Origin of the sequence: Caldalkalibacillus mannanilyticus JCM 10596 (assembly GCF_000615945.1) — a bacterium.
GTDB lineage: Bacteria > Bacillota > Bacilli > Caldalkalibacillales > JCM-10596 > Bacillus_AT > Bacillus_AT mannanilyticus.
In genome coordinates, this window is the sequence record NZ_BAMO01000064.1 from 1 (window position 1) to 13,346 (window position 13,346).

A 13,346-nucleotide genomic window follows, 5' to 3' on the forward strand; every position below is an offset into this window, starting at 1 on the left:
CTATGTGGAATATATTTGCATCACACCTCAACAAGAGTGGATCAGAGAATGGGCGAAGAAAGGATTCAAGCATTTCATCCTGATTGAAAATGAAGAGATTCGTATGGATGATGTGTTGAACATTATCTTAGACCGCCCAACGTTAAAGATCCAAGCGTCGATGAACAATCCAACCTTACAACGCAGAAGAAGTCTGGACACCAAGTATTTGGGATTTTGGTCGATCAAGCCGGGGATGGGGGTTTCCACCTTTCTCTGTAATGCGGGTGTCAAGCTGGCGAAACAAAACAAGAAGGTGCTTCTATTGGAATGGGATTCAATGTTTCCCTCCATTGGGTACCGCTTAGGCTTATTTGATGGCAAGCATAATCTAGATGAGTACGCCATTCATGACCATATGGGGAAGAAGGATGAAGTAACCTCCTTTGTTTTAAATAAGAAAAAATGGCTGGAGCTCTATGCCAAGGATGGAAGTAAGAAAGAGTTTGTCGATCCGGTGCAGGCTTTGCCAGAATCTCTAGATTTACTTGTACCGAATACGGAATCCAATCCATGGGAGCCATTGTTCTTGGATCTGGAGCAGTGCAAAAGAATCCTAGATCAAGTGGACGGTTACTATGATTACGTCCTGATCGATATTCCTAGTGAGCTGATTCATTCTGCCACAGGGATTTCAATGAAAAAAGCAGATCAAGTCTTTGTTTTTCTTGATGGCAACAGTTCGCACCTGTCTTTAACCTCGAAGGTGATGAACATGCTGAGAAAAGAGTTTGGGGAAAAATACTCGCTCTTATTCAACCAAATTGCAGGAGATAACCTAAGTGAACTGATCCAAGATGTTCTGGAAACAGCGCCTTTGCTGGAGCTTCCTTATGATCAGACACTGCACCTAAACTCCTTTGACATGCTGCCTAAGGGCAATAGCGAGTATGAAGAGAAGGTTCATTTATTTACAAAATATTTAGCAGGAGAAGATATTACAGAAAAACCAAAAGGCTTCTTCTCCAGACTTGTTCGCCGCAAGTAGAGAATGGAGGTGGTAGATGATGAAGGAGAACGGAGCTCGTCCTTATATTGATTGGCAGAATGTACGGGAATTTATGATTAATGATCAGAACAAATCTGAAGAAGAGCAAGACGAACAGATTGATCAGAATCATAAGAAAAAAATCATTAACATGGTCAGAACCTATTTAACGGAAAATCATCGGACGACATTTGGACAAGCGATCATGAGCCAAGAGGCGAAGGAAGAGCTATTTGATCATATCTATTATTATTTAATCTCAGAAAACGTCCCGTTATTTGAGAATTTATCCTTGCGTGAATTTGTGCATATTGTGGTGGATGAGCTAGCAGGATTAGGTCCCTTGGAGCCTCTGATGAAAAATGACCACATCATGGAGATTATGGTCAACGGACCGAATGAGGTTTATGTCGATGAGAACGGACAGCTGAAGCTGATCCCTGACATTAAATTTGAAAGTGAAGAGCATCTTCAATTAATTGCTCGTAAAATTTTGAACGCAGCTAGAGCAACGGTATCTCTCTCTAAGCCCACAGTGGATGCTCGTCTGCCTGAATCGCGTATTCAGGTGACCATTCCCCCTGTAGCTCGGAATGGAACGACCATCACCATTCGTAAGTTCCCACCGCTTAATCTCACGGAAGAGAGAATGGTGGCTTCGGGAATGATGACGTGGGATATGCTCGATCTATTGAAGGTCTTGATTCAAGGGGGAGCCAATATGGTCATCTGTGGTTCAACAGGTGCGGGAAAAACCACCTTAATCAAGCGTCTAGCTGAATACATCCCTGAGGATGCCCGAATCCTGACGATTGAGGATACAGAGGAAATGCGTCTTAAGAACCTTTATCCTCAGAAGCATATCGTCAGTATGGAATGTCGCCTGACAGATAAGGAAGAAACAACGATCGACATGGGCAAGCTCTTGAAGAGTGCTTTACGTCAGCGTCCCGATCGAATCCTTGTCGGAGAGGTGCGGGGACCAGAGGCATTCATCATGCTCGAAGCCTTGAATACAGGGCATAGTGGAGGATTAACCTCTCTGCATGCCAATAATGCCAAGGATGCGGTCAAACGTCTGGTGCAGATGACTCTACGTGCAGGCTTACAGCTTTCCTCCGAGATTATTGGTCAGATCGTTTCAGATACGATTGATATTGTCATCTTCCAACAGCGTCTGCCGAATGGAAAGCGTGTCATTCGAGAGATTGTCGAAGTCTTGGGCTATAAGGATGGCAAAGCATCATTCAGCCGATTTTTGAGTACATTGTCGAGGAAGTATCCAACAATGAATTCCGTGGTCACTATAGTCGAGCACAAGATGGGTATATTAGTGAGCATTTAGCTACTCACTTAATGATGCACGGTGTAAATGCTGCTCAGTTACAGCCTTGGGTACGTCCGAAGGAGGTGGCTTATGGAGCGGTTTAGGTCGATCCAGGAGCTTCTGTCATTAAATAATGAATGGGTAATGTTTGCTTTAGCGGTTATCGTGCTTACAGCGGTTTTCATGCTTCTCTTACCAGGCAGGCGCTTTCGGGCTTGGCGTCATTTGAAGCAGGACCAGCCTAGCCTAGTAAAGAAGCTCTCCATCCGACACTTTCGTTTTGTCGATTATCGGGCGTATGAAGAAGAAGCCAGACGAATTGAATGGAATCAGTCGCTTTTTCTGCCCTTCTATGGCGTTATTGCCCTAGGAGCGAGTATAGGGATTATCTTTTCCTCTATCATTACAGCTGTTATTGGGGCTCTTTCAGGGGCATGGGTCATGTGGATTATCTTACAAAACAAGAAGATCAAATACATTCAGAAGATTGAGCAGCAGGTTGAGCAAATGATTCAGACGGTTTCGATGGTCTATTCCTTGAATCAGAATCTGCTGGATGCTTTAGAGCGAGCGGCGCTCGAAGCAGGAGAACCGATCAAAAGCCTGCTACTCAAGCTAATCAGCGAATACCAATCGGGCAAGCCCTTCCGAGAATGTATTGATGAGATGCAGGAAAAAGTACCGGTGCGAGGCTTTAAATTTTTCTCCAATATTCTGGTCACTGTCGACAGTACAGGAGGAGATGTGGATAAAATTATGCGCAGTGCCGCACAAATTGTCAATAAGAATCGTTTTTTAAATGCAGAATTGCGCTCAGAGTTAACCAGTGTACGACAAGAGCACAAAATCAATTTAGCCATCGGGATCTTTATTCTACTATTCTTTCGTTTTGGTCAGCCTGAACACTTTTCCATACTTACAGATCATCTTATTGGACAAGTCCTGATTGGAGGCATGCTGCTCTATATGGTCTGGTCCATCTATGCAGTAAGTAAACTAACCACTCCTTAATAATAAGAGAGAAAATAGTAGAAAAGAGGTGAAAAATAGCGAAATGAATATGGATATCCTATTTTTTTCTAGTATAATAATAATAGCTGGTATTATTTACTTGTTTATTAAACCTAGGAAAGTCAAATATCGCTTTGCTGAGGCAGATACCAGACCGCTCCATGAGCAGTGGTTTTCCAAGTTTAGCTTGATCTTCCACCGCTTTTCTAAAGTATCACAAGAGCAGCAGGAGGAGCTGGAGCGATGCTTCCGCCGCTTGGGGATGAAGACCACGGTTCAGCAATTTCAGACAGAGAGAATCACCTTTGTCGTGCTGATGATCTTGATCTTCCTGACACTAGCTTTATTTTCTCAGAATTTTTTCTGGGTGATTGTGGCTGTGGTAGCAGGAGGCTTCATGTATTTTCAACCGATTCTCTCACTTCAAACGAAGATTACGAAAAAAGAGAATGTAATACGAGAAGAACTGCCTGATTTTATCGATCTGCTCATTCTCTTAATGAATGCGGGCTTAACACCAAACCAAGCCTTAAAGCAAGCGGTGGAGTTTAACAACTCGGAAGCCTTACGTGAGGATTTCTCTGTATTAAGCGTTGATATAGAAACGATTGGTGAATACGCCGCTTTTGAGGAGTTTGCAGACCGAGTCAATATAAGTGAAATTAAACAATTTAGCCAAGCCTTTAAACAGGCAATGGACGTGGATAAGGAAAAGGGGAAAGAGATCCTTGCCTCCCAGAGTGAAGTGATGAGGGAGCTAAGGATGCAGCACCTGCGCCAAACCCTAAAGCAGCGTCCTATGAGGGTGCAGATGATTAACATGGGAATGTTTTTGTTTATCTTAATGATTCCTATGGGCATTGTATTTCTAAGCTTTATGAAGATTATGACTAACTTTGAGTAGATAATAGATCAAAAAATAGGAGGAATGAAGAATGTTGAAAAAAGTAAAAGCATGGTTATTAGAAGAAAGATCAGCTGTTGGAAATCTAAGTACAGAAGGGATGATTCTGATTATTGGAGTTCTGGCAGCTATAGGCTTAGGGTACTTGGTGACAACGACTTTGCAAGATAGTGGTAAAAGTATGATGGAGAAAATAACAAAATCATCAAAAGAAGGTAAATTCGACCCTAATGGTGAGGCGTGGAAAACAAAAACTACAGATTAATAATGGGAGTAAAGTGCTTAGTAAAAGATGAAAGAGGTTCTTCTTTTATCTTTTACTTTAACTTTCTTAGCCCGAAAATAACAACAACTAGAAAAGTGAAGTTATAGAAAAAGGGTGTAGGTAGCTATGAGATCCGCGGAATGGTTGATTTATATTATCATTTTTTCTTTTTTTATGTTTATGATTCCAGATATCATAAATTATGGGCAAGCCTATATTAAAGCCAATCAAGTAGCAGATTATGTTGTTGAGCGCATGGCAATTGAAGGCGGATGGTCTGATGATCTTGAGAAAGAATACAAGAAACGCATGGAAAATTTGGGTTTAGAACCGGATAAGTGGAAAATGGAGCACAATCATGAGAATTTGACAGAAAAAATTACTAGATCCAACCCTGAGGGTGTAAAATTTAAATTATGGACTTTCTTTCGATTTAGTGCCTTTAACATCCTTGGAAGCGATATAGCCGACAAGATGCAGTTAGTCTACCCTGTGGCGGTTTCCAAAGAAAAGATGAGTCAGCTACAGGTGCGTGAGTAGCTGAAAAGGCTAGGGAAGCTGCAAGGAAAAAAAGTAAAAAGATAGAATACAGAGAAAAACGGACAAATAGTCATACGACTTTTTGTCCGTTTTCATATTTAGCGACAAAAATAATACCTATACTACATGATTCGACATTCTTTTCTTTTTTATTCTGCTATGATAGGGAAGGTATATAACTTTAGGCTGAGTAAAGGGGATCAGATACTTGAATAGGTTTATTGTCATAGCATGTCTTCTTCTGTTGGTTCTAGGTCTTCTTCCGCTAAAGGGGTACGCACAGAAAATAGAACCTCTGAATATTGTTTCAGCCCAATACATGGAGCTTACTCAGACTCTTGTGTTGAGAGCAGAGAAGGTAGAGGAAGTATTTCGTCCGTTTGACCAGGTACATATTACCATGAATGACCAATACATACAGGGGGCTTCTGTTCGTGTCGTCTTAGAGCAATACTGGATTGAAGTACCTCAGGTGACAATGGAACAGTGGAAGGAAGCAGACTATATCGCTGTCCAGCTTGAGCGGGAAGAAATCGTTTGGCAGGGAAAGATAGATATTCAAGCGAGTAAGCAGGACAAGGAAAAGTCTCCTTCTAAGGATTGGACAGCGAACCGGCTCTATGTTGGGCTTGGTGTGCTGGGTTTGTTCCTTCTTTTGGCGTGTTATTGGATAGGAATCCGCTGGAGCAAAAAGCCAAGAATAAGGGCAGAGATTGCTTTCTTGACCAATCAGGATACGGGTGAGGTATATCGCTTTAAAGGAAATATATCTCTGGGACGCTCAACAAGCAATGATGTCATGTTAAAGGATGAAGGGGTTTCCTTATTCCATGCCCAAGTACTGGAGCAAAACGCTCATTACTATGTACTAGATTTAGAGAGTTCAAATGGAATTTCCGTGAATGGAAGGAAGATCAAACCGCAGCACAAGCACAAGCTCAAGAATGGAGATGAGCTAACGATAGGGGTTCACACCTATCGCTTTAGAGAGGGGGAGGAGAAATGATGCAGAGTCGATTAGCTCAAGGTGATCTCTTACAGGAACGGTATGTCATTCTCTCCGTTCTTGGTAAGGGGGGCATGGGGACCGTCTATTTAGTACAGGATACGAGGCTACGTGGGAAGCTCTGGGCGATTAAGGAATCGATTCATCGTGTCGATTATCAGCAGTTTATTGATGAGGCGCAAATGCTGGTTACACTGAATCACCCGAACCTTCCGCAGATTGTCGATTATTATCCTCCCAATCAAGATGGCTATAGCTATTTGGTCATGGATTATGTAAAGGGAAGTACTCTGTTGCAGGTTTTTGAGCAGGCAGGAAAAGAGCTTGAGGTCGATCAAGTGCTTAACTATATGCTGCAGCTGTGTGATGTCCTCCATTATCTTCATCGTCATCAACCTACCCCGATTATTTACCGGGATATCAAGCCAGCCAATGTGATGATTGATGAGCAGGATCAAGTCAAGCTGATTGATTTTGGCATCGCTCGAAATTATACGAGGGGCAAGGGATCGGATACGGTGCAGATGGGGACGGTAGGATTTGCTGCTCCTGAGCAATTCGAGAATAAGCAGACCGATCATCGAACCGATCTCTTCTCCCTTGGAGCGATGATGTACTACCTCTTAAGTTGTGGAAAATATTTTTATACAACCCAAAAGCCCTTAGATCAAGTACGTCAGGATCTTCCAGCTCAGCTTGTTCAACTTAGCACTAAGCTGCTTCAAATGGACCCTAACTTGCGCTACCAGAGTGCTTTGGAGCTTAAAAAAGAGCTGGAAGAGTGCAGGACCCCTACGCGTCGACTCCCTTCTTTGGCAGCAGGAGGGACAAGGAGCAAAAGGGGCTTGCTGTTGTTCTTACTTCTCCTGCTTACAGCCCTGGCGAGTACAACCGTTTACTGGGCTGTGAATGGAAAACAGAGAGAGGGTGCGAGTAAGAGTGCCATCATAGAAGGTACTCAGTCTTTTATTCTTTATGAAGCTCCCTTATTCGCTCAGAGAAAGGTGATTTTAAGACCTGACCCGCGTGAGGAGGCCCGCTATAAGACAGGGCAATTTGAATGGCAGGTTTATGATCATACTCTGCATAATATAGCGACATTACATAGCTCTTTAGGTCAATTTAACGGGAGTGTCACCTATGAGTTTCCTGCGGCGGGAGAATACATAGTAGAACTGTATGACAAGTCTTCAGAAGCAGAGGGGCAGAAGCTGTCTAGCACCACCCTTCGTGTGCTCCCTCCTCCTAAGGTCTGGTTTCAATCCATCAAGGAGAAAGAAGAAAAACTGCTGGTCAACCAGCGGGTGGAATTTAGAGGGCATAAGGATGAAGCATTCAAGCCGACAAAATGGTATTGGAGTTACAAGGAGTTATTTGATGAAGAGGGGAAGAGAGTTGATCAAGCCTTCTTATCTCTCGCCGGAAATCAGTATGCTTCCGCCCGTTTTAGCTCAGCAGGGGTCTATGAGGTCAGAGTATCTGCTGAGGATGAAAAAGGGAATCAAAGTGAGATTTACTATGATACGATTTTTATCTATCACCTTCCTCAATTAGTGGTAGAGGTGACTGAGCGAAAAAAAGAGGGGATGACGTTATCCTATCACTTTAGTACCTCGAACCGAGCCTATGAAGGTGATTTTGCCCTTGCTGAGCTTGCCTATATTGGCTGGGAGGTAAGGGATGATCAAGGGTCAGTCATCCAAGAAGGAAGGGAAAAGCCGGGCAATCGCTCGTTGTTTATTCCAGTAGAGGAACAGAGTGCAGGTGAGCTTTATATCTATGCAGTCGATAGTGTCGGCGTCACATCTGCCGAAATCAAAATACAACAGTCAGAATAGGAGTATGTTCTATGAGTAAAAGAATTATAGCTATCATTACCATTCTTTCAATGCTACTAGGGACTATTATCATTGCTCCAGCGGGTACAGGAAGTGCTAGCCAAGAGCTAAAAGGATTTAATCAGACCTATGAAGTGGATCTAATCTCTGCTCAGACAGCGTATCTATTAACCAGTAACTCAGAAATCTCCATTCAAAATCGAATCGATAATACAGAGAAATATTCCACTCTGTGGGAGGTGCGCTTTGACCTGCATAATACGAGTCAGCAGGCACTGGAAGGCTGGGTATTAGCTCGAGCCTATAATGAGAAGGGAGATATCGTTTCAACGACGACTACAGGCTTACAGAAGCTTGGAGCAGGTCAGTCGAAGAAAGGGAACAGCTTAACGGTTTCCAAGGGTAGTGCGAGCCGTGTCGAGCTCTATCTGATTCCTAATAAACTAGTCGATGGAGCCTCAGGTATTTATTTGTTAAATAAGGATGATAACCTAGAGCAGTATTCCACGCTGTGGGAAGTTAGGTATGATCTACAAAACAAGACAAATGAGAGCTTTGAAGGCTGGATCTTAGCCAAAACATACAATGATCAGGGCGCCATTGTTTCCACCACAACGACCAGTGTCCTCAAATTAAGTGCGGGGGAAACAAAGGTGGGTAATACCTTAACGGTTTCCAAGGGAAAAGGAACGCGAGTAGAGCTGCATATTATTCCCAACAAACGAATTGATGGACCAGCAGGGCTATACTTACTAAACAAAGAGGATAATTTAGAACAGTACTCAACCCTCTGGGAAGTCAGATATGATCTACAGAACAATACCAATGAGGTGTTTGAAGGATATATTCTAGCGAAAGGCTACAATGAAGCGGGAGACGTTGTTTCGACATCGACAACCAGTCTGCATAAGCTGGGAGCAGGAGAAACCAAAATAGGCAATCGCTTAACCCTATCCAAAAACAACGCCAAGCGAGTGGAATTGTTTATGATTCCGAATAAGCGAACGGAGGGAGCGCAAGCCATCTATATCCTTAACCAAGAGGATAATCGTGAGCAATATTCAACCCTCTGGGAAGTCAGGTACGACCTGCAAAACACGACACAGCAAGCCTATGAAGGATATATTCTTGCCCGTGGCTATGATGATCAAGGGAATATTACCGCCACGACTACAACGAATCTGCATAAGCTGGGAGCAGGGGAAACCAAAGCGGGGAACAACCTGACTCTGTCGAAGTCGAAAACGACGAGAGTGGAGCTGCTGGCGATTCCGAATCAGAAAATCGAAGGACCAGCGGGACTGTATATCTTGAACAAGGATGACAACCATGAGCAATATTCTACGCTGTGGGAAGTTAGATATGATTTACAAAACACAACGAATGCCATCATTGAAGGGCAAATTGTGGCGACTAGCTACAATGATAAAGGAGAAACGATCCATACCTCTACTTCGTCAGTCATCAAATTGGGTGCAGGTGAGATAAAAGTAGGGAATAAACTAACTCACTCCAAATCGAAGGTAAGTCGTGTAGACTTAAGCTTTAAGCCAGCTTCAACCACTGGAAATGTCAGTGTATATCATGAAGAGTTTTTTACAGAAGCGATTTCTCAGGATAATCTTATTGCTTTTTCTGGTGAAGGAGGAAGCGGAAGCACAGGAGGCGAACGGAAGAGAGCGACATTCCGTTATGGAGCGATTGAACTTGATACGACCCAGGCAGTAGAGGTGAAGCAACAGCCGGTCAGTGAGATTGCCCCTGTACCGAAGGACGTCGAAGCCAAGACAGACGCTTATACCCTTCATCTCGAGAAGGAATTAAGGGAGCCAACAACCCTTACCATTCAGGTTGACCCTGAGCTGCTGAAGGATGTCGATAAATACAAGCTCGCCATCTGGAAATATGTAGAGGATGATTCTGTAGCGAATCTGACGCCTACTCAAGCAGATAAGAACCAGAAAGTCCGTATAGCAAGTACGGGTAGATGGGAGTCTGTAGGAGGAAAAACCGATTCGAAATCAGGCAGTGTTTCTACTCAAATCACGGAAGATGGAACGTATGCGGTCATGCACAGTAAGCAGAGTATTCCCGATATCCAAGGGCATCGATATCAATATGAAATAGAGGTGTTGTTAGCTCAAGGGATTATTAGCGGCTATAATGAAAAAGAATTCCGTCCTAATGTAGGAATTAGTCGCGCGGAGTATTCCAAAATCATTGTCAAAGCAGGACGTATTCCGATGGGGAAGGATGTTGCTCCATTTAAGGATGTAGGCTCCTCTCATTGGGCTACCCGTTTTATTGGTGCTGCCTCTAAATCGAAAGCTATTACAGGCTATACGAATGGAAATTTTGGTCCAAATGATAAGATTACCCGTGAGCAAGCTGTAGCGATTGTGCAGAGAACAGGAAAACTGAACAAATTAAATGAAAAGCAGGTAAGTGCTAGAATCAATAAGCTTTCTGACGGATCAGGAATTGCTAGTTACGCTAGAAAGCCAGTAGCAGAAACCTTACATGCCAATATGATTACAGAGGTTAAGGGCAATGAATTTAAGCCAAGAGCGGAAGCGACAAGAGCTGTCATTGCCAAAATGATCATGGGACTTATGATCGAAATGGGACATTTATAGGAAGAAAAGCTAGACTGGGTGCCGATGGTGCTCCAGTCTAGTTTTTTGTTTGTGAAGGCTGGTTTAAAAAGAAACTTAAAGTTACTCCTGGAATCTAGCAGAATACCTGTCCGAAATGGAAGTTAAGCGATGAGCGTTGGAATGGAGGATAGGTATTCCCCTGCCGTCAGTTGGAGGTACTAACCTTCATTTCCATGTCAATCCGCTCTTTTTCGAAGGTATCTATGGCATAAGGTTTGGCAAGATCATATTTTTCGAGGAATAGATAATTAAGGATTCCGCCTTCGAAGTCAGGGACATTTTCCATGATGATAAATAGCTTGGAATGCAAGTCCATATATTCATAACGCTCCCCTACTGTCGATGAACTGAGATATCGTTCTCCATAGGTGTTCAGTACTTCTGCAAAAGGAGCACCAAGGTGAACACCGTGCCCTGTCGATACTTCAATTGGATTGCTTGCTCTTGTTGTAAGGGCTATGCGCACAAGGGTAGAGCGTTTAAAATCTAAGAAGACATCGTGCAGTTGATGGACATCCTGATATATCAGATAGTATTCATCACCACTTGTATGTTCCTCATAATTCATCTCTCCCAGAATGGCTTTTGCCTCTTCAGGGAGGTCTGTCCCAGAATTAGCTTTTGACCATGAATATGTAGCATCATATCTTGATAGAGACTTGGATGCAAAAGAGAAGTATGTTCATAGGGTTGAAGCTCTTTAGGGATCTCTTGCACTGCGGTCTTCTCTAACTCTACATCTTGCTCAGCCTGCTCGTTTTCTAAAGCTGGGCTGTTCATCAAGGTGTAGCCACCATAAGCAACCACAGACAGGATCAGTAGAGCAATCAAAAGCAATGGAATTCGATTTTTTTGAGGGGAGGGTGGTTGCTCAATCATTCGAGTTGTTGGATTACCCTCTTCTTGTTGGGCGATGGGCTTGAGCAACAGCTCAGTTTCATCTTCCGTTACCTCAGTCAGGAGCGTTGTTTCTCCAAGCTGTTGACAAGTTGGACAGGCTTCATCGTGCTGAGTGGATTTTCCACAAAATTTACAGGTTTGGCTCACAAAGTATCACTCCTTCCTATCCAATTTATCATATTTCTAGGGCTGAAAAAATAGATTAAAACAATCCATGTTCATAGGCATAACGGGCAAGCTGTACTCGATTTTCTAAGTGCAGCTTCTGTAAAATATTCTTGAGGTGGTTTTTTACGGTATTCTCTGAAATATGCAGCTGTTCTGAGATTTCTCGATTGGTCTGCCCTTTGGCTACTAATTCTAAAATTTCTTGTTCACGAAAGGAGAGAGGTGTTTCTTTCGTTGGTGCGGCTGCTTTTTGTTTGGGTGAAAGCTCTCGTAGAATTTGACCTGCAATCTCTTTGGACATGGGAGCTTCATCTCTTGCTACAGCTTGGATGTATTCGTACCAGGAAGCAGGGTGAAGGTTCTTAAGTAAGTAGCCCTGGGCTCCATTCTTCAAGGCTTCAAATAGATTAATGGCTTCATCGGATACAGTCATAATAATAATCTTGATAGCGGGATAGCGGCTTTTGATCCGTTTGGTTGCTTCTAGACCATCTAATTCAGGCATATTGATATCCATGAGAATAAGGTCGGGCTGGTGCTCTTCAACAAGCAGCAGGGTTTCCAGCCCATTCTTGGCTTCGGCTATGATGTCTAACGAGGGATAGGGCTTTAGAATTTCTCTGACCGCTTCGCGTGCATGGGCATGGTCATCGGCTACGAGAATACGTGTATGCTTTTCCATTCTTTTGCCTCCTTTTTTTGGTCTTTTTTATGATTTTTTCATGATTTCATGGTAGGTTCATTTGTCTTATTCTGCTCAGAGATAGATCCCTGAATCGTCACTCTCGTTTTTCCATCGCTTCGTTCGATCTTTAGGTCCCAGCCCATTTCTTTGACCCGGTCCTTCATGATATGTAACCCGTATCCTTCAGAATGTTCCAATTGTTCAGATGTGATGCCAATGCCATCATCCTCCACTACACAGCTCCACTTCTTCCCCTCATACTGTGCCTCGATCCTTACTTGGCTGGCTTCGGCATGCTTTTGGACATTGATGGCGGCTTCCTTTAAGCAGGAAAACAGCTCAAGCTTTTCTTTGATCGAAAGAAATCCTTCGGGCAGGTTCCAAGAAAAATCAATCGTCAGACCTGATTCTTTTTGGAATTTCTCCACCCACTCCTGCACAGAATCTGTCCATGGCAGAGGGGCTTGAGAGGAAGGGTTTCGTAAATGAAGAATAGCTTGTCTTACATCCTGATGGATATGTTGAACCGTTTTTTGGATTTTTTGATAGTCTTCGTTATCTTTGAGTTGCGCCTCATTGCTTTCAACTTGATTGATTTTGACTGAAAGTAGGAAGAGGGATTGAGCAATTCCATCGTGAAGCTGTCTGGCGATCATTTCTCGTTCCTGTAGGATGAGCTTGAGGGAGCGTTCTTCTTCTAATTGCTTTTGAATTTTTTCTAATAAATGAAAGAGATTTTTGGCGACAACCATGGTGACAACAAAAACAATAACAGGAGTGAGCCAATTGCCCAGCTCCATCGAAATATAGGTAAGGAGAAAAGGAGTATGTCTTAACTCCTCCCAACAGGCAACCGTTAAGGTAGGTAATAATAAGATAATCCATTTAATTTGTTTATAAGACAACAGGGACACTCCTTAGCAAGACAAAATCTCGTTCTAATTCCACTATAACAATACATCTAGATGAAGGGGAAAAAAATAGCCCAAAAGAGCTATCATTTTTTTAATCGCTTTAC

13 protein-coding genes are annotated in these 13,346 nt (G+C 43.0%); 9 read left to right on the forward strand and 4 right to left on the reverse strand.

Features of this window, described 5'->3' with window-relative positions; all coding sequences use genetic code 11:
* The 9 genes from JCM10596_RS26995 to JCM10596_RS21860 form a co-directional block, all read left to right on the forward strand.
* On the forward strand, window positions 1-1,027 hold a 1,027-nt coding region (locus tag JCM10596_RS26995; protein ID WP_034682045.1), incomplete at its 5' end, for a MinD/ParA family ATP-binding protein.
* Between the two features lie 16 nt (window positions 1,028-1,043).
* Entirely contained in the window at window positions 1,044-2,372 is a 1,329-nt protein-coding gene (locus tag JCM10596_RS27000) for a TadA family conjugal transfer-associated ATPase (RefSeq protein WP_025028924.1), read from the forward strand.
* 72 nt (window positions 2,373-2,444) lie between these two features.
* Window positions 2,445-3,365: a type II secretion system F family protein gene (locus tag JCM10596_RS21830; protein ID WP_025028925.1), complete on the forward strand. Its 921-nt coding sequence runs from the start codon at window positions 2,445-2,447 to the stop codon at window positions 3,363-3,365.
* A gap of 43 nt (window positions 3,366-3,408) precedes the next feature.
* Window positions 3,409-4,269 (forward strand): type II secretion system F family protein, encoded by an 861-nt coding sequence (locus JCM10596_RS21835; protein ID WP_025028926.1) that lies wholly within the window; start codon window positions 3,409-3,411, stop codon window positions 4,267-4,269.
* Between the two features lie 31 nt (window positions 4,270-4,300).
* Window positions 4,301-4,534 (forward strand): hypothetical protein, encoded by a 234-nt coding sequence (locus JCM10596_RS21840; RefSeq protein ID WP_025028927.1) that lies wholly within the window; start codon window positions 4,301-4,303, stop codon window positions 4,532-4,534.
* 126 nt (window positions 4,535-4,660) lie between these two features.
* A complete protein-coding gene (locus JCM10596_RS21845) occupies window positions 4,661-5,074 on the forward strand; it encodes a DUF4320 family protein (protein ID WP_025028928.1) in 414 nt (137 codons plus the stop codon).
* A 208-nt stretch (window positions 5,075-5,282) separates the two neighbouring features.
* Window positions 5,283-6,080 carry an FHA domain-containing protein gene (locus tag JCM10596_RS28420; protein ID WP_025028929.1) on the forward strand — a complete coding sequence of 266 codons (798 nt, stop codon included), beginning with the start codon at window positions 5,283-5,285 and terminating at the stop codon, window positions 6,078-6,080.
* Window positions 6,077-7,918: a serine/threonine protein kinase gene (locus JCM10596_RS28425; protein WP_025028930.1), complete on the forward strand. Its 1,842-nt coding sequence runs from the start codon at window positions 6,077-6,079 to the stop codon at window positions 7,916-7,918. Before JCM10596_RS28420 ends, JCM10596_RS28425 begins: the two co-directional genes overlap by 4 nt.
* 11 nt (window positions 7,919-7,929) lie before the next feature.
* Window positions 7,930-10,554 (forward strand): S-layer homology domain-containing protein, encoded by a 2,625-nt coding sequence (locus tag JCM10596_RS21860; protein ID WP_025028931.1) that lies wholly within the window; start codon window positions 7,930-7,932, stop codon window positions 10,552-10,554.
* 166 nt (window positions 10,555-10,720) lie between these two features.
* Here the strand turns inward: JCM10596_RS21860 and JCM10596_RS21865 are convergent, their stop codons facing one another.
* Genes JCM10596_RS21865 through JCM10596_RS21880 form a run of 4 tightly spaced genes read right to left on the reverse strand, consistent with a single transcriptional unit; the run spans window position 10,721 to window position 13,233 of the window.
* Window positions 10,721-11,143: a hypothetical protein gene (locus JCM10596_RS21865; protein WP_025028932.1), complete on the reverse strand. Its 423-nt coding sequence runs from the start codon at window positions 11,141-11,143 to the stop codon at window positions 10,721-10,723.
* Window positions 11,140-11,622: a hypothetical protein gene (locus tag JCM10596_RS21870; protein WP_025028933.1), complete on the reverse strand. Its 483-nt coding sequence runs from the start codon at window positions 11,620-11,622 to the stop codon at window positions 11,140-11,142. The genes JCM10596_RS21865 and JCM10596_RS21870 overlap by 4 nt, the downstream gene beginning before the upstream one ends.
* A gap of 55 nt (window positions 11,623-11,677) precedes the next feature.
* Window positions 11,678-12,325 (reverse strand): response regulator, encoded by a 648-nt coding sequence (locus JCM10596_RS21875; RefSeq protein ID WP_025028934.1) that lies wholly within the window; start codon window positions 12,323-12,325, stop codon window positions 11,678-11,680.
* Window positions 12,326-12,363: 38 nt separating this feature from the next.
* Complete coding sequence (locus tag JCM10596_RS21880; protein ID WP_025028935.1) at window positions 12,364-13,233, reverse strand: sensor histidine kinase; 870 nt, start codon at window positions 13,231-13,233, stop codon at window positions 12,364-12,366.
* Window positions 13,234-13,346: the final 113 nt, after the last annotated feature.

What these genes read in the sequence shown, in the direction of transcription:
- JCM10596_RS27000 (WP_025028924.1), top strand. Translation starts at nt 1,044, where the DNA reads ATGATGAAGGAGAACGGAGCTCGTCCTTATATTGATTGGCAGAATGTA.
- JCM10596_RS21830 (WP_025028925.1), top strand. Translation starts at nt 2,445, where the DNA reads ATGGAGCGGTTTAGGTCGATCCAGGAGCTTCTGTCATTAAATAATGAA.
- JCM10596_RS21835 (WP_025028926.1), top strand. Translation starts at nt 3,409, where the DNA reads ATGAATATGGATATCCTATTTTTTTCTAGTATAATAATAATAGCTGGT.
- JCM10596_RS21840 (WP_025028927.1), top strand. Translation starts at nt 4,301, where the DNA reads ATGTTGAAAAAAGTAAAAGCATGGTTATTAGAAGAAAGATCAGCTGTT.
- JCM10596_RS21845 (WP_025028928.1), top strand. Translation starts at nt 4,661, where the DNA reads ATGAGATCCGCGGAATGGTTGATTTATATTATCATTTTTTCTTTTTTT.
- JCM10596_RS28425 (WP_025028930.1), top strand. Translation starts at nt 6,077, where the DNA reads ATGATGCAGAGTCGATTAGCTCAAGGTGATCTCTTACAGGAACGGTAT.
- JCM10596_RS21860 (WP_025028931.1), top strand. Translation starts at nt 7,930, where the DNA reads ATGAGTAAAAGAATTATAGCTATCATTACCATTCTTTCAATGCTACTA.
- JCM10596_RS21865 (WP_025028932.1), bottom strand. Translation starts at nt 11,143, where the DNA reads ATGAATTATGAGGAACATACAAGTGGTGATGAATACTATCTGATATAT.
- JCM10596_RS21875 (WP_025028934.1), bottom strand. Translation starts at nt 12,325, where the DNA reads ATGGAAAAGCATACACGTATTCTCGTAGCCGATGACCATGCCCATGCA.